The sequence below is a fragment of the Citrobacter sp. R-1.5.2 genome, from assembly GCF_035064245.1.
Classification (GTDB): domain Bacteria; phylum Pseudomonadota; class Gammaproteobacteria; order Enterobacterales; family Enterobacteriaceae; genus Citrobacter.
In genome coordinates, this window is sequence record NZ_JASEYC010000010.1 from 165390 (window position 1) to 191504 (window position 26115).

The following is a 26115-nucleotide window of genomic DNA, read 5'->3' on the forward strand; positions in this document are numbered from 1 at the left end:
CCGGATGCGGTGCAATTGCACCTTATCCGGCCTACAAAAGGATGTATGACGTCAGGACAGCTGTTTAGGGTCAGTGCCGAAGCGGTTGCTACCTGGCGTGCCGTTTTGGCAGTTGAAAAGGATGATGACCAACCAGCCAATGATGGGGATCAGTAATACTAACAGCCACCATGCCGAACGGTCGGTGTCATGCAAACGCCGAAACTGAACAGCCCACCACGGTATAAAAACCAGAATTGCATAAATCGTTGTTAATACGCCTTCTCCCCCGGCACGTTGCCAGCCAAACATCCTGTCTAACACGCTCAGCACGAACGTAAAGATGATGTTGACCAAAATAAACATCCAGTACTCTTTGCGCCGTGCACGACCACCAAAACCAAAGTAGTTCTTTAATACGTTTAAATACCAATCCATTTTCGCCTCGTTCTGCGTTCAATTACTTGTTTTTAAAGCAATCAAAATAAGAATAGCTGCGAATATAATGATGGTAAATATTTATGGTGTGAATTATTTGGACCCCAAAAGGGGACCAGTGTAAATTACGCGAAACGCTCGTCACGCCCGTGAGGTTCGTTGAGATCCTGCCACGGGCCGACAGAAATAATACCGGTCGGGTTAATGGTCTTGTGACTGCGGAAATAGTGATTGCGGATGTGATCGAAATTGACGGTGTCCGCAATGCCTGGTATCTGGTAGATATCACGCAGAAAACCGTACAGATTCAGATAGTCACTGATCCGATGCTTGTCGCATTTGAAGTGGGTGACATACACCGGATCAAAACGTACCAGCGTAGTCCATAGGCGAATGTCAGCCTCTGTTAACTGGTCGCCAGTCAGGTAGCGATGCTGACCGAGAATCTGTTCCAGCCGCGCCAGTGATTCAAAGACTTTTTCGACTGCGCTGTCATACGCTTCCTGGCTGGTAGCAAAACCAGCTTTATAAACGCCATTATTGACGTTGTCATAAATCCAACTGTTCAGATCGTCAATTTTGCTTTGCAGGGCTGGTGGATAGTAATCCCCGGCTTTTGCGCCCAGCGCATCAAACGCGGTGTTAAACATGCGGATAATTTCTGCCGATTCGTTGCTGACGATGGTGTGATTTTTTTTATCCCACAGCACCGGAACCGTTACCCGGCCGCTGTAGTGCGGATCGGCGTGTAAATACAGTTGATAGAGAAACTCGTGCTGATAAAGCGTATCACCTGTTGCTGCCGGAAAGTTGTTATCAAACGTCCAGCCGTTTTCCAGCATCAGCGGATTCACTACGGAAACGGAAATGAAGGGTTCCAGACCTTTGAGTTTACGCATAATCAGCGTGCGATGCGCCCACGGGCAGGCCAGAGAAACATACAGATGATAGCGGTCTTTTTCGGCGGCAAAACCACCTTCGCCAGTTGGGCCTGGCGCGCCATCAGCGGTAAGCCAGTTACGGAAAGCCGATGCGGAGCGTTGGAATTTTCCGCCGGTTGATTTGGTATCATACCAGGTGTCATGCCAGACGCCGTCAATCAGTTGTCCCATTATCTCTCTCCCGAATAGCAAAACGAGGAGTTAATCCCCTCGTCTTTTAATAAGTATATACCCTAAATAATTCGGGTTGCAGGAAGGCGGCAAGGGAAGACATTCCCCAGGAGCATAGATAACTATGTGACTGGGGTTTCTGAGTGCAGCCAACACACCTGCAACTTGAAGAATGACGGGTATAGTTTGATTACCACTTTTTATTCAGTACGCGGTCGATACTGAATGCGCCTGGACCCGTGATGGCCAGCAGCAGGAAACCGCCTGCGATGGTCAGGTTTTTCATGAACATCAGAGAGTTCATCCCTTCCGCAAAGTTGCTGTGGAAGATGAACGCGGTCAGCAGGGTGAAGCCTGCGGTGAACAGCGCCGTAGTACGGGTCAGGAAACCAAACAGGATTGCCAGACCGCCGCCGAACTCAAGCAGAATAACCAGCGGCAACATAAAACCAGGGACGCCCATGGCTTCCATATACTGTTGGGTACCCGCATATCCGGTGATCTTTCCCCAACCTGCAGTAATAAACAGGATTGGCATCAGAATGCGCGCTACCAGTACACCAACATCTTCTAATTTTTTCATCGTACTCTCCAGGAAACCACTCAGGCGGATTGTTTTGTCTTTTGTGCATCAACGCTGCAGAGCGCGTCGTTGCTGTCGATGGAGAGAATCATAGACGTGCTGAATGACAATTGTTAGCAAGGAAAACTGTCAGTAATTTTCAAAAAATTTGAGGAACCCGCAAAATAGGGGATACGGCAGGGGTTAACCGCGCAATTGTTGCTGTCTGATTGTCGATTTAATCAGACGCCATGCGCTCCAGACGCTAAAGCCGCGTTTAGCCCAGCGAACCAGCAGATTAGGATTACGAATGGTCCGTACAGCCATAATACTGCTGCCGACCAGCACCCAGGCGTGCAGGTTCAGCAGCGTTTTCCAGCCACGATCGTATACGTCTGTAACCTCCAGCCAGTCGCGGCGGGTGGCAGACAGATCCAGCCGTTGCTGCTGGATCTGACCAAGCAGTTGTGCCTTACGTTTTTGGCGCTCGACTTTACTGCTCATTAGACATCATCCTCCAGGGCCTGCCTGTCATTAGCAAGTTCGTGGCGCGTATGGCGTAAGAGTGTCGATTTACGGGCTTTACGTAATGTCCATATCCCGCCAACGAGCGCCAAAAGCAACAGCACAACGGTGGTGGCAATCATCGCGTTCAGGCGGTACTGAGGGTCAATGGCCCAGATGATAAGCACCATCAGGCTCATCAGCCCAAATGCCGCAAAGAGCATAGTCAGTCCCAGCATCAGCACGATCTGGACAAGGTTAGCTTTTTCCTCTTCCAGCTCAACGACGGCCAGCCGTAATCGGGTCTCTACGATCTCAACGAGAATCGTGAGGATCCGTTGTCCAATCCCCAGGACGCTTTTGCCCGGACCTTGTGCGTGTTGAGAGTCAGCCATTGTTAGCGGCGCGACAGCAGTACACCAAGCACCACACCGACCGCAGCGCCAATACCAACGCCTGTCCATGGGTTTTCGCGTACATAGTTATCGGCTTTGGCGGCAGCTTCACGGGTTTGCTTAGCAATCACATCGCTGGTCTCGCTCAGGCGATGGCGGCTCTCGCGCAGCGCATGTTCAGCTTTGCTGCGAATTTTACTCATCTCTTCCTTCGACTTATCGCCAGAGGAGCTCAGTACTTCTTCGAGCGTATCCGCAAGGGATTTCAGCTCAGCGCGCAGATTTTCCGTAGCGTTATCTTTCGACATAGTTTTCTCCAGGTGAGTGGGTAGTTACCGTACTTAGTAATCGCGGGTCTCAAGTTCCTTCAGCTCTTTTTGAGCCTCTGCAAGCTTACGTTCGCGTTTTGTGATTTTATCCGCATCGCCTTTTTGCTTCGCTTCGGCTAAATCACGCTGACGTTCGGCTATCTCATTTTTCTGCTCTGCGATTTTTTTCTGGTGATTCGCGCGCAGTTTGCTGTCAGTACAGTTTGCCCGAACTTCACTAAGCGCTTTGTTCAACCCATTGATGCGGCTCTGATTGTTGTGCTTTTCGGCATAGCTAATTTCCCGCTGAATATCTTGTTCTTTTTCCTGACAGAGGGAGTTAGCGTAGCTGCCGGCACTGAGAGCGAAAAGACTAATTGCCAAAGCGATGCGGTATTTCATTCTTGAACCTTCCATTGTGATTCGACCCGGTGCTTTGGGTCGATGCTCCAGAATAATAAAGCTGTAGGTCATAACTTCAGTTTATTAATCATAGGCACTAAACGGTGAAATCACCAAAGTGAGTGATCTAATTCAGATTCCTGGAGATTAACCAAAGCGGTGCGGTGTATCCCGTAAACGAGATAACCACTGCACTGCCTGATTGTCATCATCCTGTTGAGCAATAACGAAGCCGTGTGGCAACGTTCTGTCCAGTACAGCTTTTGCGGCTGCGCTTTGCGCGCTGGAATCAAAGGTGATCAGCAGCGCATCATTTTGCGGAGTAATACTTTTAAAACGAATGCCGTTGGCATCCAGATGATGCCAGATAGAGAAGCCGTCTGGCATGCTGGCACCCTGGTTTATGGCGCGAATGGCAAGCGTCGATTCCTGCTGGCGAATGACCGACCAGGTCAGAATTAACGCGCCCAAAAACAGCATAAAGGAGGTGGTCCAGGCCAGTCGTCGGAGCGTTATGCGTGATTTCAGCATAATTTACCCTCGGTTCCCGTATTTCTTTTTCCAGAGTACAACCAGTGAACCGGCAAGGCCAACCACCAGTAATACGACAGGAAGCAGCATCAGGCAGGACATGAGCTGATCTTCATACTTAAGAAAAACAGGTGTTTTGCCCAGTAGATAGCCCAGCGTTGTCAAAATCAGTACCCACAATAGACCGCTCATCCAGTTGAAGAACTGAAAACGCGCATTATTCAGGCCTGACAGCCCAGCAATGGTCGGCAGTAATGTTCTGACAAACGCAATGAAGCGACCGACCAACAGCGCGGATAAGCCATGTTTGTGGAAAAGATGATGCGCGCGTTGGTGATAATGAGCCGGAAGATGAGAAAGCCAGTTCTGCACGGTGCGGGTATTACCTAGCCATCGGCCCTGAATATAGCTGAGCCAACAACCGAGGCTGGCTGCGGTGGTGAGTAGCAGTACCGTTTGCGGAAAACCCATTGCGCCTTTGGCAATAAGTACGCCGACCAGTACCAGCAAACTGTCGCCAGGTAAAAAGGCCGCTGGTAGCAACCCATTTTCCAGAAACAAAATTGTAAACAGTACAAAATACAGCATACCAATCATGGAAGGATTGGCCAGAGTTTCAAAATCCTGAGCCCATAAAGCATTCAGTAATTGAGTCAGTAGTTCCATTCAGTATTCCTGGAGAATCGGTTATGGTCACGCCGTTGTTCTTGAGTTTGTAATGCCGCGATTTTATTGGTGTTTTTTGCATGGATCGCGGTCTGCACAAATTCACGGCCTGAACTGTTCCCTGTTAAGTTGTGAAGTAAGCAAGCACTAACACATAAAAAATTCAAAACGCTTTTAATTGTAACAAAGGTCAACGTAGTCCGTTATATAAATTACGGTGGTTGAACTCTGATTTTGCTTATCGCAATGGAGTGAGGCGAGAGGATTTACACAGGCTGACACTTTATACCTAATGCTTACCGAGTGTCAGAAACAGGCGCTATTACCGCGCCTGTGAAAGTCAGAACGTTTATTTTGTGCTGTTTGCAGCTGTATCCAGATGAACTACCGGATTTTCTGTGAAAAGGTAACGATCCGCGTTGAACTCGAAATCATCGCTGGTTTCGTTAAACAGCATCTGTTTCGTGTTCTCAAGGTGCTGCCACATCGCCAGTTTGGCTGCATGCGGATCTTTGCGAATTAATGCCCGCAGGATCTGGTCATGGTCATCACACCAGTTGTCTACCGTGCGCAGATCAATGTGATCGTGCAATTTCTTCCAGTAGGGGTTGTGAACGCGCTGAGTCCACATTTTTTCAACAATGGCGGCCAGAGCTGAGTTTTGTGTCGCCAGCGCAACCTGAACATGGAACTGCAGGTCCCATTCGGAGTCACGAAAGCTTTTTTCGTTGCGCGACTTCTCCTGGATTTCCATCAGTTTCATGATGTCCTGCTTGGTCACCTGAGTGGCGGCAAACTCGGCGATGTTGCTCTCAATAAGTTGACGCGCTTGCAGCAATTCAAAAGGACCATAGCTGGCGAATTCCAGACCTTCGTCGGGAGCAACATAATGTTTGGGCTGGTTAGAGATGACGTGGATACCCGATCCTTTACGCACCTCAACGTAGCCTTCAACCTCGAGCATGATAATCGCTTCACGAACCACGGTACGGCTGACGTTCTTTTCATCGGCAATAAAGCGCTCGGCGGGAAGTTTATCGCCCACCAGATAGACGCCTTGCTCGATGCGTTCTTTTAGATCGGCAGCAAGTTGTTGGTACAAACGTCGTGGTTCAGTGATTTCCATATGCACTCCAGGCATGATACGGCAGACTATATTTGTTATACCACTTTTGCGATGGCGGCTCTACTCGCACCGACAAAAAAGCCGCCAGTCAACTGGCGGCTCTGCATTATATACCTATGACGACTCGCGTCAGGTTAATTTTGCGTAGCGGGAGAGCCGGTTTGCGGGCCCGAATCAATCTCGCTTGCCGACTTGTTCTGCAGTACCGTCCAGATGACTAACGCACCGAGCAGGTCGAATACTGCCAGTACGGCGAACAGTGGGCTAAAGCCGATGGTATCAGCCAGGGCGCCTACGACCAGGGCAAACAGGGTACTCGCCAGCCAGGCTGACATACCCGTCAGGCCATTAGCGGTCGCAACTTCATTGCGGCCAAATACGTCAGAAGAGAGCGTAATCAGCGCGCCAGACAGTGCCTGGTGAGCAAAACCACCGACGCACAGCAGGGCGATAGCAATATACGGGCTGGTGAACAGACCAATCATCCCTGGGCCAATCATCAGCAGTGCGCCCATGGTGACGACCATTTTACGGGACACGATCAGGTTTACGCCGAACCAACGCTGGAACAGTGGCGGTAAGTAACCCCCGATGATACAGCCGAGGTCAGCGAACAGCATTGGCATCCACGCGAACATCGCAATCTCTTTCAGGTTAAAGCCGTAGACTTTAAACATGAACAGCGGGATCCAGGCGTTGAATGTACCCCAGGCCGGCTCTGCCAGGAAACGCGGCAGCGCGATGCCCCAGAACTGGCGGTTACGCAGGATCTGGCCAAGCGACATTTTCTTCGCGGTACTGTTTTTATGCTGTGATTCCTGACCGTTAAGGATGTAATCACGCTCTTCGTCAGACAGTTTTTTCTGGTCGCGTGGGTGTTTATAGAAAACAAGCCAGGACATCGCCCAGATGAAGCTCAGGGCACCAGAAATAATGAACGCCATCTGCCAGCTGTGCATGACGATAGCCCACACGACCAGCGGCGGAGCAATCATCGCGCCGATAGAAGAACCAACGTTAAAGTAACCGACAGCAATAGAACGCTCTTTTGCCGGGAACCATTCAGAACTGGCTTTCAGACCCGCTGGGATCATCGCGGCTTCTGCGGCACCGACTGCACCTCGTGCCAGTGCCAGTCCACCCCAGCTACCAGCCAGCGCCGTGGCACCACAGAAGACGGCCCACAGAACGGCGAACATCGCGTAACCTACTTTGGTGCCGAGCACATCCAGCACGTAGCCAGCAACGGGTTGCATTACGGTGTAAGCAGCAGAATACGCTGCGATGATATAGGAGTACTGTTGAGTGGAGATGTGTAACTCTTCCATCAGCGTTGGCGCAGCTGCCGCCACAGTGTTACGTGTCAGGTAACCCAGCACGGTGCCAAGCGTCACCAGTGCGATCATGTACCAACGTAACCCTTTAATTTTACGCATGTAAAACCTCATCGTTTTGTTATGTCCGCTAACGAGCGGTCATCTTCCAGTCCAGGGCGGAGGATGTTCTTTTACGAAGGGCGTGACCGAAAAAAAACCGGCACTGCCCCGAACTTTGCCATGTCAATGATTGTGCTAATTCGGTTTCCGTACCGGTCAATCCGATGGTGGACCATCGGTAATTTGCATTCCGTCGGCTTATGTATCGCGACGGCAAAAAGATAACTTGTCATACAGCTTTAAAAGGTGAGTGCCATCACAAAAGTGTGAATCTTCGTGTGGTCATTAATTCGATTCAGCAAAGCCAGTGCTGGCGCGGCTTGCCATGAGTTTTACCTCTTTGAGAGTAATTTTTTTGTCATCATTTGTTGATCTAACTCACGAAAATATCTTCAGCGTATGGAAATTGGTGTGATAACTTTGACAACATCAAAACATAAGCAATCTGACGCACTCGCTGAGAGGAAGACGATAATGACCCCGTTTATGACTGAAGATTTCCTGCTGGATACCGAATTTGCCCGCCGTCTGTATCATGATTACGCCAAAGACCAGCCTATCTTCGATTACCACTGCCATTTGCCGCCGCAACAAATCGCTGATAACTACCGTTTTAATAACCTGTATGACATCTGGCTGAAGGGTGATCACTACAAGTGGCGCGCCATGCGCACTAACGGTGTCGCTGAACGCCTGTGTACCGGTGATGCGTCCGATCGCGAGAAGTTTGACGCATGGGCAGCCACGGTCCCGCACACCATCGGTAACCCGCTCTATCACTGGACGCATCTTGAACTGCGTCGCCCATTTGGTATTACAGGTAAGCTGTTGTCTCCTGCGACTGCCGATGAAATCTGGAATCAGTGCAACGAATTGCTGGCGCAGGATCAGTTTTCCGCGCGTGGAATCATGCAGCAGATGAATGTAAAAATGGTCGGCACCACTGATGATCCGATCGATTCTCTGGAGCATCACGCTGCGGTCGCGAAAGACAGCACCTTTGCTATCAAAGTGCTGCCAAGCTGGCGTCCGGATAAAGCCTTCAACATTGAACTGGCGACCTTTAACGATTACATGGCGAAACTGGGTGAAGTTTCTGACACCGAGATCCGCCGCTTTACCGACCTGCAAACCGCGCTAACTAAACGTCTTGATCACTTTGCTGCACACGGCTGTAAAGTCTCCGACCATGCGCTGGATGTGGTGTTGTTTGCCGAGTCTAACGAAGCTGAACTGGATAACATCCTGGCGCGTCGTCTGGCGGGTGAAACCTTGAGTGAGCACGAAGTTGCCCAGTTCAAAACTGCCGTACTGGTGTTCCTTGGCGCTGAATACGCACGTCGCGAATGGGTGCAGCAGTACCACATTGGCGCATTGCGTAATAACAACCTGCGTCAGTTCAAACTGCTGGGCGCGGATGTCGGTTTCGACTCCATTAACGACCGTCCGATGGCTGAAGAACTGTCCAAACTGCTAAGCAAGCAGAATGAACAGAACCTGCTGCCGAAAACCATTCTCTACTGCCTGAACCCGCGTGATAACGAAGTGCTGGGCACCATGATCGGTAACTTCCAGGGTGAAGGCATGCCGGGCAAAATGCAGTTCGGTTCCGGCTGGTGGTTCAACGATCAGAAAGACGGGATGGAACGTCAGATGACGCAACTGGCACAGCTCGGTTTGCTGAGCCGCTTCGTCGGCATGCTGACCGATAGTCGCAGCTTCCTGTCGTACACGCGCCATGAATATTTCCGTCGCATCCTGTGCCAGATGATTGGCCGTTGGGTTGCCGCGGGTGAAGCACCTGCAGATATTCAACTGCTGGGTGAAATGGTCAGAAATATTTGCTTCAACAATGCGCGCGATTACTTCGCCATTGAACTGAACTAAGGCCCGGGGTTGGTATGCAATACATCAAGATCCACACGCTGGATAACGTCGCGGTAGCGCTCGCTGATTTGGCCGAAGGGACCGAAGTCACCGTTGATGGACAGGCGATTACCCTGCGCCAGGCGGTAACACGTGGCCATAAATTTGCTTTACGCGATATTGCGCAAGGCGAAAACGTCGTTAAATATGGTTTGCCAATTGGCCATACGCTGGTTGATGTCGCTGCGGGTGAGCACATTCATGCTCACAACACGCGCACGAATCTGAGCGATCTGGACACGTATAGCTACCAACCGGATTTTCAGGCGGAAGTTGCTCAGGCAGTCGATCGCGACGTGCAGATTTATCGCCGCGCGAACGGTGATGTTGGGGTACGTAACGAGTTGTGGATACTGCCGACCGTCGGCTGCGTCAATGCGATGGCACGTCAGATGCAAACCCGTTTCCTGAAAGAGACCCACGACGCCGAAGGTATCGATGGTGTTCATCTCTTCAGCCACACCTACGGCTGTTCGCAACTGGGTGACGACCACATCAACACCCGCACCATGCTGCAAAATATGGTGCGTCACCCGAATGCGGGGGCGGTGCTGGTGGTTGGCCTCGGTTGTGAAAACAACCAGGTTGATGCTTTTCGCGAAACGTTAGGTGAGTATGATCCAGAACGCGTTCACTTTATGGTCTGCCAGCACCAGGAAGATGAAGTGGAAGCGGGGATCGAGCATCTCCACCAGCTGTACAGCGTGATGCGTAACGATAAGCGTGAGCCGGGTAAACTCGGCGAGCTGAAGTTTGGTCTGGAATGTGGCGGATCTGACGGCTTGTCTGGGATCACCGCTAACCCGATGCTGGGGCGTTTCTCTGACTACGTGATCGCGAACGGCGGTACAACCGTGCTGACTGAAGTCCCGGAGATGTTCGGTGCCGAACAGCTATTAATGGACCACTGCCGCGACGAAGAAACCTTCGGTAAGCTGGTGACCATGGTCAATGACTTCAAGCAATACTTCATTGCTCACGACCAGCCGATCTACGAGAATCCATCGCCGGGGAACAAAGCGGGTGGCATCACCACGCTGGAAGATAAATCGCTGGGATGCACACAGAAAGCGGGTTCCAGCAAAGTTGTCGATGTACTGCGCTACGGCGAACGTCTGAAAACGCCAGGTTTGAATCTGTTAAGTGCTCCGGGCAATGACGCCGTTGCGACCAGTGCGCTGGCGGGGGCCGGCTGTCATATGGTGTTGTTCAGTACCGGGCGTGGTACGCCGTACGGCGGTTTCGTACCGACGGTGAAAATCGCGACCAACAGCGAGCTGGCCGCGAAGAAAAAGCATTGGATCGATTTTGATGCCGGGCAGTTAATCCACGGTAAAGCGATGCCGCAACTGCTGAATGAGTTTGTCGATACCATCGTTGAGTTTGCCAACGGCAAACAGACCTGTAACGAACGCAATGATTTCCGTGAACTGGCTATTTTTAAAAGTGGTGTAACGTTGTAGTCATTGTACAGGCCTACGGATCGCGTAGGCCTGATAAGCGTAGCGCCATCAGGCATAAACCGTTGCCGGATGGTGGCGTAAACGCCTTATCCGGCCTACGAAATGGAGTTGGAGTTGCTGCATGACCGCGTATTGGCTGGCCCAGGGCGTTGGTGTCATCGCCTTTCTGATCGGGATTACCACTTTTTTTAATCGTGACGAGCGCCGGTTCCGGCTACAGCTCGCCGTCTATAGCGCCACCATTGGCGTACACTTCTTTCTGATGGGGGCCTGGCCCGCGGGAATGAGCGCTGAGCTTAATACCGTACGTACCCTGGTCTCAATGCATACCCGCAAGCTGTGGGTCATGACGGTTTTTATTGTCCTCACGCTGGTTCTTGGCTTGGCAAAATTACAGCATGCGATGGAACTGTTGCCGATAATAGGCACGCTTGCCAGTACCTGGGCATTGTTTCGTTGCAAAGGGTTAACCGTGCGCTGTGTGATGTGGTGCGCAACCGCCTGCTGGGTTATCCATAATTTTTGGTTAGGGTCGATTGGCGGGACGATGATCGAAGGTAGCTTTCTGGTGATGAACGGCCTGAACATTATTCGCTTCCGGCGCATGCAAAAACGCGGCATTGATCCCTTCAAAATTGAAAAAAGCGTACAAGAAGGGAACCCCTCCGCCCGATGACGGAGGGGCGCAGAGATTAGCCGCGCAGGGCGTTGTTTGCCAGGCGTTCGTCTTCCGCCTGACAGGCAGCAGCGGTAAACAGGACGTCTGTTGATGAATTCAGCGCCGTTTCACAGGAATCCTGCAATACGCCGATGATAAAGCCAACGGCGACCACCTGCATGGCGATGTCATTCGGGATACCGAACATGTTGCACGCCAGTGGGATCAGCAGCAGAGAACCCCCCGCGACGCCCGATGCGCCGCAAGCACACAGCGATGCCACCACGCTCAGCAACAGTGCCGTCGGTAAATCGACTGGAATACCCAGCGTATTCACCGCCGCCAGCGTCAGAACCGTGATGGTAATCGCCGCGCCTGCCATATTGATGGTAGCGCCCAGCGGGATGGATACAGAGTAGGTGTCACGGTCCAGATTCAGCTTCTCGCACAGTGCCATATTCACCGGAATATTGGCTGCAGAGCTGCGGGTAAAGAAGGCGTACACGCCGCTTTCACGCAGGCATGCCAATACCAGTGGGTACGGGTTACGGCGAATTTTCCAGAACACCAGCAGCGGGTTGACCACCAGCGCAACCAGCAGCATACAGCCAACCAGTACGGCAAGCAGCTGCGCGTAGCCCCAGAGGGTGGCAAAACCCGTCGTCGCCAGTGTGGAAGAGACCAGACCGAAGATACCTATCGGTGCAAAGCGGATAACCAGTCTCACCATAAACGTGACGGCATCGGACATATCATTGACCAGATTCTTGGTCGTCTCATTACCATGGCGTAGCGCAAAGCCAAGGCCGACTGCCCATACCAGAATACCGATATAGTTAGCATTCAGCAGCGCATCAATGGGGTTAGAAACCATGCTCATCAGCAGGCTGCGCATCACCTCAATAATGCCGGATGGCGGCACGATATCGCTGGCGCTGCTGGAAAGATGCAGCGTCGAAGGGAAGGCAAAGCTGAACACCACGGCGGCTAATGCTGCTGAAAAGGTTCCCAGCAGGTAAAGGAACAGAATAGGGCGGATATTGGTTTTTTGCCCGTGCTGGTGGTTTGCGATTGAGGCCATTACCAGCATCAGCACGAGGATTGGGGCGACGGCTTTTAATGCGCCGACGAACAGTGTCCCCAGCAGGCCGACGGCTTCTGCCGCAGGTTTTGAAACCAGTGCCAGCAGAATCCCCAGTACCAAACCGACCAAAATTTGTTTAACCAGGCTCCCTTGCGCCAAACGCGAGATCAGCCCCGATGAACGTAGCGTAGTCATGTAGTCATCCTTTGATTGTGTTGTTGTTCACCCGTTGTGCGTTCTCATGACGCATCTTTCTGGATGTAACAAAGTGTTTGCATGGCTGAGTATAAGGAAAGATGCCGGTTCGGGAAGATAAATATCCTGGTTTCCGCGCTCAGATCATGTTTTATAACTTTAAATTAACATTGTTTTGACATGTCCAGCAAAAAGCCCGACGCACGCAATGTGCGGTCGGGCTTTATCAACTAGCTAAGTAGAAGTTACTGTATTTGCTGCTTTTTATCGTGTTGGTGGTTGACCCACGCATTCACAACCAGCGTCACAAACAGAATACCGAAGACCACACCTAACGAGATAGCGATCGGGATATGGTAGAAATCGACGATCAGCATCTTGATACCGATAAACACCAGAATGACCGACAAGCCGTACTTCAGCATGGAGAAACGCTCCGCCACGCCCGCCAGCAGGAAGTACATCGCACGCAGACCCAGGATAGCGAACAGGTTAGAGGTCAGTACGATGAACGGGTCGGTGGTGACGGCAAAGATTGCCGGAATACTGTCGACGGCAAAAATCACATCGCTCAGTTCAACCAGGATCAATACCAGCATCAGCGGCGTTGCAAACAGCAGACCGTTTTTACGCACGAAGAATTTTTCGTCTTCAATGGTATCGGTCATACGTAAATGGCCGCGCAGCCAACGCACTAAGGGTTTGTCGCCAATACCGGAAGCGTCTTCTTTCGCCAGCGCCATCTTCACGCCAGTAAACAGCAGGAATGCGCCGAACACGTACAGCAGCCATTCGAACTGGGCGATAAGCCAACTGCCCGTGAAGATCATGATCGTACGTAATACAATCGCGCCCAGTACGCCATACACCAGTACCCGACGTTGCAGTGCCGCAGGTACGGAGAAGTAACTAAATAGCATCAACCAGACAAAGACGTTATCTACCGCCAGTGATTTCTCGATCAGATAGCCGGTCAGGAACGCCAGCGCCTGCGGGTCGGCAACGGCACGGCCCTGAGTCTCAGCCAGGTACCACCAAAATGCCGCGTTAAACACCAACGACAACGTTACCCAGACGATTGACCAGGCCGCGGCCTGCTTCATCGACATCGTATGTGCGCCACGACGGCCCTGTAGCAGCAGATCGATGGCCAGCATAATGACCACCACGACAGCGAAGCCACCCCATAACAACGGTGTGCCAACAGTATTCATTTTATTTCCCCATGCATAAAAAAACGGCCAACGCCGAATGACGTTAGCCGCTGCTTTTTATGCATAGACCTTGCCATTCGGCAAGGTCTCACTTACAACAACAAAGGAATACGACAGCGTATTCCCTTGTTGTCGCCCGGTGACCGGATGTGGTTTTTCACACATCGTAATGACGATCAACCGACAACGAAGTTACTCCCCTTTGCGGGTTACAAAATATTACAGGCCATGCCTTCAGTCAATGGCCTGCAACATTCGTTTTACACACTTTTACGCAGTCAGCGGTATCTGAGCATCATCTGCGGGGAAAATAACACCGGTCTGGCGGCGAATCTCCGTTTGCAGTTTGGCGGTAATACGACTGACGTTCAGTGCTGGATGATCCACTTCGCCGGAGTCAACCAGATGAGCAAAAGCCTCTGCCTCATAAAGCATAGTATTGATGTGCTGAGGCACCGTAAGATCCTGTGTTTTGCCACCGCGCGGAATAAAGCACACTTTCTGACACTCGGAAATTTTCTCGACAACCAGCGATCCTGATTCGCCCTGAATTTCGCTGGCCAGTACGGAATCACTGACTTTCGAGTGCTGCAACGTGACGCTAAAATCACCGTAATTGAGTACGACTACGCCGTGGGCATCGACGCCGCTTTCCAGCAGGCTGGCACTTGCCTGAACGCTCAGTGGTTCACCCCAGAGCGCAACCGCAGCGGCCAGACAGTAAAAGCCGATATCCATAATCGAACCGTTAGAAAACGCCGGATTAAACGTATTGGGATTTTCACCGTCCAGATAACGCTGATAACGTGAAGAATACTGGCAGTAATTGATCAGCGCTTTCCTGACTCGCCCAATTTTAGGTAGTGATTGCTGTAATAGCAGGAAATTAGGCAGGCTGGCGGTCTTAAACGCTTCAAACAGCACGACCTGATTTTCACGCGCGCAGGCGATAGCAGCTTCGGCTTGTGCCAGATTTGAGGCCAGCGGTTTCTCGCAAATGACATGCTTTTTGTGCTGTAGAAACAGCGTTGTCTGCGGGAAGTGCAGAGAGTTCGGGCTGGCAATGTAAACGGCATCAATTGCGTCGCTTTGCGCCATTGCCTCCAGCGAGGTAAACAGATGCTCGACGGGATAATCATTGGCGAAGGTCTGTGCCTGTTCAAGGCTACGGGAATACACTGCGGTTAACTTATATTTGCCGGTTTCATGGGCGGCATCCACAAACTGGCGGGTGATCCAGTTTGTGCCAATCACTGCGAAACGTATCATAAATGCCTTCAGGCTGCGAAAAGGGATCCTTGCGTCAATTTAGCATGCCCTGAAGACAAAGCCAGTGCGCGACTACGCAGTTTGCTTCAGCGATTGTTGCGTGAGCCACAGGCGGGTATCAAACTCCAACTGGTGGTACTGCGGCTCCATATGGCAGCACAACTGATAAAACGCTTTGTCGTGCTCTTTTTCTTTCAGATGTGCCAGTTCATGCACGACGATCATGCGTAAAAAAGGTTCAGGCGCAGAACGGAACACGGTAGCGACGCGGATCTCCGCTTTGGCTTTGAGTTTGCCACCCTGCACGCGGGAGACGGCAGTATGTAGTCCCAGCGCATTTTTCAGCACGTGTATCTTACTGTCATACATGACTTTATTCAGCGGCGGGGCGTTTCTCAGGAACTGATTTTTCAGATCCTGGGTATATTGCCAGAGCGCTTTGTCAGTTGCGAAGTCATGTGTACCGGGATAACGCTTTTCCAGCACCGCCCCCAGACGCTGTTCAGCAATCAGCGTACGAACCTGGGAAAGTAAATTCTCCGGGTAGCCCTGGAGGTAAGTTAGTTGGTTCATTCATGTCCCATCCACTTCATCCTTCAAGCTGCCTCTGTGTTGGCTGTGTTCGCGCACCCCAGTCACGTACTAAATGTACGCTCCCGGGGATTCACTCACTTGCCGCCTTGATGCAACTTGAATGATTTTGTGTATTCAAAATGTTGTATACTCACGCACCCTTTTCAGGGATACGCCGAAATTTTACCATTCAGGAGGGCCGATGAGCCACATAGACAACGGTTTCCGTTCGCTGTCACTTAAACGTTTCCCGGAAACGGATGACGTTAACCCGCTGCTGGCGTGGGAAGCTGCAGATGAATATCTGTTGCAACAGCTGGACGATACCGAGATTAGCGGCCCGGTGCTTCTCCTGAATGATACTTTCGGCGCGCTGGGCTGTGCACTGGCGGAACATACACCATACAGTATTGGCGACTCTTATTTAAGCGAGCTGGGGACGCGTGAAAACCTGCGCCATAACGATATCGCGGAATCCAGCGTCAAGTTTCTCGACAGCACCGCTGAATACCCGCAGGCACCAGGCATTGTGCTGATTAAAATTCCCAAAACGATGGCGCTGCTGGAACAACAGCTCCGTGCGTTGCGTCAGGTTGTCACGCCGCAAACGCGCATCATTGCGGGGGCGAAGGCGCGTGATATTCATACCTCAACGCTTGAGTTGTTTGAAAAGGTGCTAGGCCCAACCACTACCACGCTGGCGTGGAAAAAAGCCCGTCTGATTAACTGCACCTTCAGTAATCCAGAACTGGCTGATGCCTCGCAGACGCTGAGCTGGAAACTGGAAGGCACCGACTGGACTATCCATAACCATGCCAACGTCTTCTCCCGTACCGGGCTGGATATTGGCGCACGTTTCTTTATTGAGCACCTGCCGGAAAATCTGGAAGGGGAGATTGTCGATCTCGGTTGTGGCAACGGTGTGATTGGCCTGACTTTGCTGGAGAAGAACCCACAAGCGAGCGTGGTGTTTGTGGATGAATCACCGATGGCGGTGGCATCAAGCCGCCTGAACGTCGAAAGCAACATGCCTGAAGCGTTGGATCGCTGTGAATTTATGATCAACAACGCGCTGTCTGGCGTGGAGCCTTTCCGCTTTAACGCCGTGCTGTGTAACCCGCCGTTCCATCAGAAACATGCGCTAACCGATAACATCGCCTGGGAGATGTTCCACCACGCGCGTCGCTGCCTGAAAATCAACGGTGAACTGTACATCGTGGCCAACCGCCACCTCGACTACTTCCACAAGCTGAAGAAGATTTTCGGCAACTGCGAGACCATTGCCACCAACAATAAGTTTGTGGTGTTGAAAGCGGTGAAGTTGGGTCGTCGTCGTTAATCGCGTGTGCCGGATGCGGCTAACGCCTTATCCGGCCTACAATGAGCTACCCCGTAGGCCTGATAAGCGCAGCGCCATCAGGCAAATCGGCACATGCACATATTGCCGGATGGCGGCGTGACCGCCTTATCCGGCCTACGAAAGACGTGACGTTAAATTTCCAGTGCCAGCCTTGTCCCTTGTGCAATAGCACGTCGGGCATCCAGCTCCATCGCCACATCACACCCCCCGATCAGATGTACTGTTTTACCCGCAGCATGCAGTGGATCAAGCAGCTCCCGACGTGGCTCCTGGCCGGCGCAAATCACCACGTGATCCACATTCAGGATCTGTAGCTCGCCGTTGATCATCACGTGTAACCCGTCATCATCGATCTTCTGATAGCTCACCGCCGGGATCATTTTTACGCCGCGTGAAAGCAGGGTAGCGCGGTGGATCCATCCCGTTGTTTTACCTAAACCTTGCCCAGGTTTACTGGCTTTACGCTGCAACATTACTATCTGGCGTGGGCTGCGGGGTAGATGTGGCCCTTCCGGACGTAAACCGCCGGGCTGTTGCAGGCTGGTGTCGATTCCCCATTCCACGCAGAACTCGGCAATATTCTGGCTGGTGGGATCGCCGGGCTGGCTCAGATACATGGCGGTATCAAAACCGATCCCTCCGCAACCAATGATCGCCACGCGCTTTCCTACCGGCGTTTTATCACGCAGGACATCGAGATAGCTCAGTACTTTAGGGTGTTCAATACCGTCGATCGGCGGCATGCGCGGTTCGATCCCGCTGGCGAGGATCACTTCATCAAAGGCTTGCAGTTCGTGGGCGCTAACAAACTGATTGAGTTTCAGTGTGACACCCGTTACGTCGATCATCCGGCGGTAGTAGCGCAGTGTTTCATAGAATTCTTCTTTGCCGGGGATCTGCTTGGCGATATTAAACTGCCCGCCAATCTCACCATGCGCGTCAAACAGCGTCACGTGGTGACCACGTGCGGCGGCGTTAATGGCAAAAGCGAGACCTGCAGGGCCCGCACCCACAACGGCCAGATTCTTCAGGTGAGTAGCTGCAACAATGGGCATTTTGGTTTCATGACAGGCGCGTGGATTCACCAGGCAGGAAGTAACTTTTCCCACGAAAATCTGATCCAGGCAAGCCTGGTTGCAGCCAATACAGGTGTTGATCTCATCGGATCGTCCTGTTTGCGCTTTTGACAGCAACTCAGCGTCGGCCAGGAACGGCCGGGCCATCGATACCATATCGGCATCGCCACGGGCCAGAATGTCATCCGCAACGGTCGGATCGTTAATACGGTTAGTGGTGACCAGTGGGATCGTCACATGACCTTTCAGTTTGCGCGTTACCCAGCTAAACGCGCCACGCGGCACCGGTGTGGCGATGGTGGGGATACGCGCTTCATGCCAGCCGATGCCGGTGTTAATAATTGTGGCACCTGCGGCTTCGATAGCCTGTGCTAACTGGACGGTTTCGTCAAAGGTTCCGCCTTGCTCCACCAGGTCGAGCATCGACAGGCGGAAGATAATAATAAAGTCACTGCCGGCACGCTGGCGCACCGCCCGTACGACTTCCACGGCAAAACGCATGCGGTTGGCATAGTCACCACCCCAGTCATCATTACGCTGGTTGGTGCGCAGAGTCAGGAATTCGTTGATCAGATAGCCTTCCGAACCCATCACTTCCACGCCATCGTAACCTGCCTCCCGCGCCAGCTGTGCACAATGGGCGAAATCTTCAATCAGTTGCAGCACTTCATCGTGCGTCAATTCATGCGGCGTAAAGCGGTTAATAGGGGCCTGAATGGCGGAAGGCGCAACCAGATGCGGTTGATAGCTGTAGCGGCCGGTGTGCAGGATTTGCAGGGCGATTTTCCCGCCTTCATCATGCACAGCATCGGTAATGATACGGTGGTGCGCCAACTGGCTGGTGTCGTTTAGCATTGCGCCGCCTTCCATACCCACGCCCGATAGCGCGGGCGCAATTCCTCCGGTCACAATCAGGGCTACGCCGTGACGAGCGCGTTCAGCATAGAACGCAGCCAGCCGTTCTGCACCATCGGGATACTCTTCCAGCCCGGTATGCATTGAACCCATCAACACGCGGTTTTTAAGCCGGGTGAAGCCTAAATCGAGCGGGGCGAACAGCGACGGATAGCTCATAAAGGTGTCCAGTATGTAAAATTATTGTTATGTGGTCGGATGAGTTACTAATTTAGCCGTCACCGCGCAAAAGGGAAAAGGGGAATGTCGTGATTGTGATGGGATTCAAAAAAGGCGCGGGGCCAGAGAACGAATTTGCCGGATGTCGGTGCCAGCACCTTATCCGGCCTGTGAAAATGTGGCTTTGTAGGCCGGATAAGCGCAGCGTCATCCGGCAAAATGCTACCGATTACTGTTTTTTAAGAAAATCGTTATACAGCATATAGAGATGCGCCGCGCTCCAGGAGAAGTTCGGCGCGCCCTGCTGTGCGCCGGTCAACGGGTTGTAGTTTTCCTGAATTGGACCTTCTGCCGTCAGCCCTTTGGCATGCTGGAAGAAAGTATCGGCCAGTTTTAGCGCTTCATCGCGATAGCCATAACGCTCCATCCCTTTTAGCCCGAACCAGAACTGATCCACCCAGACGCGCCCGCGCCAGTATATGTCCGCGCCGAAGGCCGGATTGGTCAGTGCAGCGGTGCCAAGTGGGACATATGTGTTGAACTCTTTCGGATCGAGCATCACGCTAACTACCGCATCCGCGTGGGATTGTGTGGCTGCACCGTTAAACAGCGGCGACCAGCCTTCCGGTCCTTTACCACGCTCGACGATCGGTTTACCCGCGCAGCCGTTCGCCAGCGGTTGGTCCTCAATACGAACGTCATAATAGAATTTTGTTGCCGGGTCGAACATACAGGTATTGATGTAATCGGCCAGCTTCTTCGCTAACGCCTGATAGTGCTTCGCGTCTTCTGGTTTACCGAGGATCGTTGCCATCTCTGCCAGATAATGGTTATCACTGTACATGTAGCTGGTCTGATCGACAGACTCCTGAAGCAATGAGTAACCGACCAGATTGCCATTTTTATCCCGGTTTTCAGCAAAATTGACCGTCCAGTCACTGCGTTTACCCCCGTTGGCAATGTACTTATCCAGCTGATCTTTATCGATAAAACCAAATACGGCGGCATCATCACGTCCGGATTCCCAGCCGGCGGCTTCCTGTGCTGGGATCGTCAGGCTGTCATACTGGCCCTTACTGATGACAGTTGCGTAGTGACTCAACCCGGAGAGAGTTTCTTCCTTGTCGCCCTGTTTCACCGTGAAGAGCATTTCGCCGCTATCGGTGTTGTGAGCCTTATCCCGCGTGGCGCCGTACTCAGGGACACCGTTTCCATTGTGATCGCGGTTACGTAACCACCAGTCGTGGTACGCGACCAGTTTCGGGTACATCTCTTCGAGCCAGGCCTTATCTTTGGTGACGTTGTAAACTTCCATCACCGACCATGCTGCCAGGCTGGGCTTGGTGTTGCGCTCATTCCAGTTACCGCCGTCGCCGCCGCGTTCCGGGATCTTATTCCAGGTCACCAGGTCGAGGATCATACCGGCATCCTGCGGCCGTATGGGATCGTTGAGCTGGATTTGCCAGTCAAAGAGCGCACGAATGCTGTCTTTTGCAATCTCTGGGTTGAAGTGCACCATTGCCGAGGCAATTTTCCAGCTATCCCAGGCATAGGTCTGGTTACCGGAGAACCAACGGGCCGTCACCGACGGCGTTACGGTATTGTGTTTTACTGCGCCTTCCGGGACACGCCAGTTACCGGTTAAGGTTTCAATCGCTTTTACTGCGACGCGAGTTTGCTCGGCTGTCGCATCCGGATTGTTCAACCCTTTTTTGAGGTACTCTTCCCAGCGCTGCTGTGAGGCGAGCATGTAAGAAGTCGGGCGCGCCAGAATATCGCGGATTTGCGCCTGTTCTTTACTGACTTCCAGTGAAGTCAGCAGATGTGAATAGGTGGTATAGAACGTGGTTGAACCTTTGATATGCGCCTTGCTGGTGAAGCGATGACCGCTGACCTTCGTCTTCATCGGCAGCGATTTATGCACCTGATATTCTGACTCGCCAGAGGTAAGCAGATCCCAGGTCGAACGCACTTTGCCGAAGGTGACTTTCAGGCCATCGCGGGTGGCGACGATTTTGCGTTGATAATCCGGATACTCTTCATCGACGGTTTTGGTCGACGTCGGTTTCCCGTCTTTTGCCTCCACTTTTTCCAGCAGCTCGCCATCCCACACCAGATCCAGTGGAGTATCACTCGTTATCCTGGTTTCAAGCAGCGAGGTGTGTGAATCCGCAAAACGCAGGGTCATGTTAACTTCGATGCCGGGGGCCGTCAGTTTTTGTATCAGTGCGCCCGGAATGCTGTACGCCTGCATCGCGAAGGCCACTTTTTTACCGCTCTGGTACACCGTCAGGCGATCAAAGTTAGTCGCCATAAAATTAATGTACTCTTCGGTTAGCAGAGCGACGCCGGGGAAGCCCCCCATGGTATTTGGGCCGTCTGGCAGCAAGTGCCCATGCCATGAACCCAGATCGAAGAAAGGATTAAAGCGCTGATGGCTGTCGTTATTGGTATCACGCATATATTCAGGTGCGCCGTGGCGATCGATAACATCTTTAAAATCCGTGGCGGTTGCTGCATGCGCTGACATGCTAAATAGTAACGCGCAGGCTAGCGGGGTTAACGAATATATTTTTTTCATAATGACGAAGCTCCTTTTCACATTTAGCAAAATAAACAGAGAAATTAATGACCCCAGTAGTAATACTGCATCAGGAATATTTTGTTATCTGAATCGTCAGTACTGTTACCCAGGTTGAATCGGCTATCAAAAGCCGTGGCGAATTTACCGCCGCCATATTCGTACCAGATGCCAAATTGCGCATAGGATGTGGTTGTGTCGGGATCGTTATCCAGGTTGTGTTGCGCGTAGCTGTAGGCTGTAGAGAGATAAAAGCCTTTAAACGCCTCATACATGGCGCTGACCATTGCGCCGGTTTCCGTTCCCGGATTACCCAGCCCTTCACCACGTCCGGTATGGTGCCAGACACGTGCGCCGAAGTTCGGCGTAAGAATACCGGTGACAAAAAGCTGGCCGGTGCCATCGGTAATTTCTGTCCCGCCCATCCAGGTGACATCTTTCATAAAGTCATACTGGATATAGCCGTTTGCCATTGCAGGGTAGATATATTTATCGGAGTAGCGATCGTATTTACCAAAATGCAGCCACGCTTTATCTTCATCGGTATGACCAGCCGGTGTCGCGATGATGCTATAACGGAAATCACCGCTAAGGTTTTGTACTTTGACAGCTGTGGCAATATCGCGGGTATTGGGAAGTTCATAACCAAACTCTGGTGTGAAATCTGCCCAATATTGCAGATCGTCCAGGGAAGAGTCGTTATGCAGGCTCAGGATAATTTCGGTTTTATCATCGGTACGATAACCACCCCAAAAGCGGTTTATCCCTCCTTCAAAACCACCCCAGCCATGATCGGGCACCCAGGCATTACCATCGTGGTCTGCCTGTACTGTCCACCCCTCACCGTATATAAGCCCGAACCAGTGGCCATATTGACCTTCCACGCCACCTTCAATATAAGTGCCGTCTTCGTATTTTCCTTTATAATCCCCCTCCAGCGCCGTATAACCTCCCACCCCCATCTCGCCATAAAAACGATATGAAGGTTCGGTATTCGTGATTTCTGGCGTTTTGGTGTCGTCATGTTCGGCTGGAATGCTTTCTGATGCGACAACCAAAGGTAAGTAACAACAAAAGGAAAGGGCGATCAGTGCCCCGGGAGCATTAATATTAAATGTCATTTTTCTATTCCATCAGAATATATTATTGTATTTTTATATTAGTCATGTAGTTATATCATTCATAAACCCGCCACGCTGTCATGTTATTGACGACGTGGCGGGCTTTAAACGATAAATTTATAACTGAAAATTATAATTAAATTTTATTAAAGAGTGAGTTGTCGTGAGGGTTTTTGATCCTCCAGCGGTTATACATAATGCTGCAATAATAGAACACGGCAATAATACTGACCGGTCCAAGAATGACCTGAATTAATGAACCCATAAAGTTTGCACTCCAGTCTTCTGGTCCTGGAATTAATGCCGCAACCGTAGAGGCAGTAAAAATAATAACTATTGGTGCAACGGATAACAGTGCCCAAAAACGCCCTTTTCCCAGGAAGTGGAAATCACGGACGTAGTCATGGTGGTTGGGCTTCATACGTAGCTTGATATAGCCTGCAACCATAAACAGCACAGGAATTGTTGCAGCCCCCCCATCAAGATTTTTAACGGCCACGAGGATGGTATTCATTTCAGAGTTAAACTGGCCCAGCATAAACAGGATAATGATAATTGTGACCACTACACCCTGCATCTTCAGGGCATTGACTGGCGTACCCTCACTGTTTACCTCAGAGAGTTTATGGCCAAAGATACCTTTTGGCGCATCAACAAACAGCATTTTAACCGGTGCGGCGGTCCATAACATGAGCGAGCCACACAGGGTGGTGATCATCAGGAATAAGGCAATGACGTTGGTCCACCAGTCGGGGAAGCCTAACTGTTGGAAGGCCACATAAATAGCCGATAACAAGCCAAGGTTGGCGGCCTGATCTGCAGGTAAAATAAAATTCATCAGGATAGACGAAATAACAATAATACCTGAGAAGATAAATACGTTAAGAATTAACCCAGTTCTGAAATTACGATCGCCACCCCGAATATTTCGTTTGTATGCCGCTAATGCTTCCAGCCCACCTAACGATTGTAAGGCCCATGACATTGAGGCTATTTTTGACCAGGATAAATCAATGTGCTGTAAATACTCTGGCGCAATCGGCGTTCCGTTAAATGTGACCGTACCAGAAGATAACTTCCAGGTTGCCGCAATGATGAACAACATAGTCAGTGCAAATCCGGCGTATCCAGAGAACGACAGCGCACGGGATAGCCATTTTGGCCCCTTCATCGATACCCATGTTGCCAGCCAGAACAGCGCGATTGAAGTGATACTGATCACCGGCTTAAACCAGGTTTGATTGGTTAATGCGGTAACAAAGGCAACATCGCTGGTACAGGTGTAGATAAAATAGGTAATGATGTTAGGTAACAGGTCAACGAAATAAAAAATATTAACGTAGAAATAGAAGAAACCGGCAATAAATCCCAGTTTTCGACCCAAAATCAGGTTCAACCATGTCTGATATCCACTCTCAGATTCACGTAGCTTTTTAATCGATGAAAGCTCAATGATCATGAAGGTGTAAGGAATTGCATAAAATAATGAAGCGAAAGCATATAATAACCAGGAGTTATACCCCCAGTCAGTGTATTGGCTTACAACGCCTTTAAGAACAAATCCCCCTCCGGCAATGGAGAAAAACAGGAATGTTATTAATGACATCTGATATCTTGCATCGGATTTTTCAGACATACCATTTCCCTTTACTTGTGTATCAATATAGTTCTATTTAGAAGAGCATTTCGAATGCCCTGTAGCGGACATTCGAAAAGGGGAGAAATAAAAATCACCTTACGTATTGCGACATACCGGGCGTAAATAAAAAGCATAGTGATAAGGTTGGGCCGGTAGTTGATAATCCTTGGGTGGCAAAGAACCCCATGAATTTTGGCCACCGGTACCCATCTGCGCTAAATCGATGTTCCATGTGGTGATATCTCCTGGCTGAACATCAACGCCATGTTTGCGTGATAATGGTGTTAACCCGGATGCGCTACTGCCGTTATTGTCAGCGACAAAATCGAGCTCACTGGCGGCGAAAGGCCAGGCACTGGTATTTAATAATTGCGAGTCGGCAATGGCCTCCAGACCAAGCCCATCATGATTGACAATACGCACCCAGCGAACATCCGTTTTATTACCGCTTTCCTGTGGTCGCGGGTAAGCATGAAATTGCTCCCAGGTCGTTCCGCCGTAGATACCGGCTTTGGCGCCTTTTCTGTCCGCATAGGTTTCCACCGGACCACGGCCAAACCACTGGATATAGTTAAATTCGCTGGGCAATGTCAGCTGAGTACCCATACGCAGTAAAAGAGGAAGCTCGCGATTACCCGGTATAAAATCAACGCTGACACGCAGCTCACCGGTCGAATAGATGGTGTAGGTCAGCACATATTTGCAGTCCACGGTGGGAAGCGAGAATTCACTGGTCACGATCGCTTCGTGGCTGGCGGTCTGCGATACTTTGAGGTCGGATAATACGCGCTGCTTACCGGCGTCTTTCCAGACTGCAGACTTATCGAAAAGTCTGGCACCCAGATCGTTATCCGTGAGCCCACGCCAGAAATTAGGTTCGATACCGGTAAGGAGAAGATCTTTTCCGCTAACGGTAAAGCGATCCATACGACCACTGAGGCGATCAAACGCAAGAGAGAAATAAGATCCATTGATCTCAATAGCAGAAGACGTTTCTTGTACCGAGAGAGCAAGAGAATAGGCTTCAGGGGAGATATGAAACGTAGCGGGAGGCGTGATGCTGAACTGCTCCCAGGCAATTTCATAGCCACTGCCAATAAGCGGTATTTCGTTTTTAGTGACGGCACTGAGTGTCACCAGGTACTCTTTATTCTCCTGAAGCGCCAGGTTTGCTACGGGAACATTTACTGAATGGCGCAGGCCTGGGGCAAGGGAAAGGGAACCCAGACTGCCGTTGGCAATTTGATGCCCGTCCTCAGAGATGCTGTACTGAATATCGAGGTGGCGCAGGTCGATAAAATCGTATCGGTTTTCTATTTCAAACAGGCCTAATGCCGGATTTATTGGGTAATGGTGCCAACTTACTGATTTAGTGTATGATGGTGTTTTTGAGGTGCTCCAGTGGCTTCTGTTTCTATCAGCT

24 protein-coding genes are annotated in these 26115 nt (G+C 51.1%); 4 read left to right on the top strand and 20 right to left on the bottom strand.

Annotated features, from left to right (window positions below; all coding sequences use genetic code 11):
- Window positions 1–51 precede the first annotated feature (51 nt).
- The 11 genes from QMN38_RS17930 to exuT form a co-directional block, all read right to left on the bottom strand.
- The gene (locus tag QMN38_RS17930; RefSeq protein ID WP_271442080.1) at window positions 52–417 is read right to left on the bottom strand and encodes a DUF805 domain-containing protein; all 366 of its coding nucleotides are present in this window, start codon (window positions 415–417) and stop codon (window positions 52–54) included.
- 125 nt (window positions 418–542) lie between these two features.
- Window positions 543–1529: a glutathionyl-hydroquinone reductase YqjG gene (yqjG, locus tag QMN38_RS17935; protein ID WP_271456262.1), complete on the bottom strand. Its 987-nt coding sequence runs from the start codon at window positions 1527–1529 to the stop codon at window positions 543–545.
- A 190-nt stretch (window positions 1530–1719) separates the two neighbouring features.
- Window positions 1720–2112, bottom strand: a complete 393-nt coding sequence (locus QMN38_RS17940) for a DoxX family protein (RefSeq protein WP_137382498.1) — start codon at window positions 2110–2112, stop codon at window positions 1720–1722.
- Between the two features lie 183 nt (window positions 2113–2295).
- Window positions 2296–2595 carry a YqjK-like family protein gene (locus QMN38_RS17945; RefSeq protein WP_323605506.1) on the bottom strand — a complete coding sequence of 100 codons (300 nt, stop codon included), beginning with the start codon at window positions 2593–2595 and terminating at the stop codon, window positions 2296–2298.
- Window positions 2595–2990 carry a phage holin family protein gene (locus tag QMN38_RS17950; protein WP_271442083.1) on the bottom strand — a complete coding sequence of 132 codons (396 nt, stop codon included), beginning with the start codon at window positions 2988–2990 and terminating at the stop codon, window positions 2595–2597. Before QMN38_RS17950 ends, QMN38_RS17945 begins: the two co-directional genes overlap by 1 nt.
- Window positions 2991–2992: 2 nt before the next feature.
- The gene (locus tag QMN38_RS17955) at window positions 2993–3298 is read right to left on the bottom strand and encodes an ElaB/YgaM/YqjD family protein (RefSeq protein WP_003024832.1); all 306 of its coding nucleotides are present in this window, start codon (window positions 3296–3298) and stop codon (window positions 2993–2995) included.
- Between the two features lie 33 nt (window positions 3299–3331).
- Window positions 3332–3700: a DUF1090 domain-containing protein gene (locus QMN38_RS17960; RefSeq protein ID WP_323605522.1), complete on the bottom strand. Its 369-nt coding sequence runs from the start codon at window positions 3698–3700 to the stop codon at window positions 3332–3334.
- 147 nt (window positions 3701–3847) lie between these two features.
- A complete protein-coding gene (gene mzrA, locus QMN38_RS17965; protein WP_137382502.1) occupies window positions 3848–4231 on the bottom strand; it encodes an EnvZ/OmpR regulon moderator MzrA in 384 nt (127 codons plus the stop codon).
- A 3-nt stretch (window positions 4232–4234) separates the two neighbouring features.
- Window positions 4235–4897 carry a DedA family general envelope maintenance protein YqjA gene (gene yqjA, locus QMN38_RS17970; protein WP_005131462.1) on the bottom strand — a complete coding sequence of 221 codons (663 nt, stop codon included), beginning with the start codon at window positions 4895–4897 and terminating at the stop codon, window positions 4235–4237.
- 349 nt (window positions 4898–5246) lie between these two features.
- Window positions 5247–6023 carry a transcriptional regulator ExuR gene (gene exuR / locus QMN38_RS17975; RefSeq protein WP_005131459.1) on the bottom strand — a complete coding sequence of 259 codons (777 nt, stop codon included), beginning with the start codon at window positions 6021–6023 and terminating at the stop codon, window positions 5247–5249.
- A 134-nt stretch (window positions 6024–6157) separates the two neighbouring features.
- Window positions 6158–7459: a hexuronate transporter ExuT gene (gene exuT, locus QMN38_RS17980; RefSeq protein WP_048213342.1), complete on the bottom strand. Its 1302-nt coding sequence runs from the start codon at window positions 7457–7459 to the stop codon at window positions 6158–6160.
- A gap of 474 nt (window positions 7460–7933) precedes the next feature.
- Here exuT and uxaC point away from each other — a divergent pair, with 474 nt between their 5' ends.
- The 3 genes from uxaC (at window position 7934) to QMN38_RS17995 (ending at window position 11524) form a co-directional block, all read left to right on the top strand.
- Entirely contained in the window at window positions 7934–9346 is a 1413-nt protein-coding gene (uxaC, locus tag QMN38_RS17985; RefSeq protein WP_323605507.1) for a glucuronate isomerase, read from the top strand.
- A gap of 14 nt (window positions 9347–9360) precedes the next feature.
- Window positions 9361–10848, top strand: a complete 1488-nt coding sequence (locus QMN38_RS17990; protein WP_271442086.1) for a UxaA family hydrolase — start codon at window positions 9361–9363, stop codon at window positions 10846–10848.
- A 121-nt stretch (window positions 10849–10969) separates the two neighbouring features.
- A complete protein-coding gene (locus tag QMN38_RS17995; protein WP_323605510.1) occupies window positions 10970–11524 on the top strand; it encodes a YgjV family protein in 555 nt (184 codons plus the stop codon).
- Window positions 11525–11540: 16 nt separating this feature from the next.
- Here QMN38_RS17995 and sstT read toward each other — a convergent pair whose 3' ends face one another.
- From sstT to QMN38_RS18015, 4 genes are all read right to left on the bottom strand, one after another.
- Complete coding sequence (gene sstT / locus QMN38_RS18000; RefSeq protein WP_271455136.1) at window positions 11541–12785, bottom strand: serine/threonine transporter SstT; 1245 nt, start codon at window positions 12783–12785, stop codon at window positions 11541–11543.
- A gap of 245 nt (window positions 12786–13030) precedes the next feature.
- Window positions 13031–13999, bottom strand: coding sequence for a TerC family protein (locus QMN38_RS18005; RefSeq protein WP_323605512.1), 969 nt, complete (start codon window positions 13997–13999; stop codon window positions 13031–13033).
- A gap of 270 nt (window positions 14000–14269) precedes the next feature.
- Window positions 14270–15268, bottom strand: coding sequence for a Gfo/Idh/MocA family protein (locus QMN38_RS18010; RefSeq protein ID WP_271456257.1), 999 nt, complete (start codon window positions 15266–15268; stop codon window positions 14270–14272).
- A 72-nt stretch (window positions 15269–15340) separates the two neighbouring features.
- The gene (locus QMN38_RS18015) at window positions 15341–15841 is read right to left on the bottom strand and encodes a M48 metallopeptidase family protein (RefSeq protein ID WP_271442091.1); all 501 of its coding nucleotides are present in this window, start codon (window positions 15839–15841) and stop codon (window positions 15341–15343) included.
- Between the two features lie 202 nt (window positions 15842–16043).
- Between QMN38_RS18015 and rlmG the strand changes: the two genes are divergently transcribed.
- On the top strand, window positions 16044–17180 hold the full coding sequence (rlmG, locus tag QMN38_RS18020) for a 23S rRNA (guanine(1835)-N(2))-methyltransferase RlmG (protein ID WP_271442092.1): 1137 nt from the start codon (window positions 16044–16046) through the stop codon (window positions 17178–17180).
- A 152-nt stretch (window positions 17181–17332) separates the two neighbouring features.
- On the opposite strand, the gene QMN38_RS18025 is transcribed toward rlmG, so the two are convergent.
- The 5 genes from QMN38_RS18025 to QMN38_RS18045 form a co-directional block, all read right to left on the bottom strand.
- Window positions 17333–19351, bottom strand: a complete 2019-nt coding sequence (locus tag QMN38_RS18025) for an NADPH-dependent 2,4-dienoyl-CoA reductase (RefSeq protein WP_323605514.1) — start codon at window positions 19349–19351, stop codon at window positions 17333–17335.
- Window positions 19352–19580: 229 nt separating this feature from the next.
- Window positions 19581–21932, bottom strand: coding sequence for an alpha-glucosidase (gene ygjK, locus QMN38_RS18030; RefSeq protein ID WP_323605516.1), 2352 nt, complete (start codon window positions 21930–21932; stop codon window positions 19581–19583).
- A 44-nt stretch (window positions 21933–21976) separates the two neighbouring features.
- A complete protein-coding gene (gene ygjJ, locus QMN38_RS18035) occupies window positions 21977–23053 on the bottom strand; it encodes a protein YgjJ (RefSeq protein WP_323605518.1) in 1077 nt (358 codons plus the stop codon).
- A 136-nt stretch (window positions 23054–23189) separates the two neighbouring features.
- Complete coding sequence (locus QMN38_RS18040; RefSeq protein ID WP_271449679.1) at window positions 23190–24689, bottom strand: APC family permease; 1500 nt, start codon at window positions 24687–24689, stop codon at window positions 23190–23192.
- A 99-nt stretch (window positions 24690–24788) separates the two neighbouring features.
- The coding region (locus QMN38_RS18045) for a beta-galactosidase small subunit family protein (RefSeq protein WP_323605519.1) at window positions 24789–26115 on the bottom strand (1327 nt) is incomplete at its 5' end.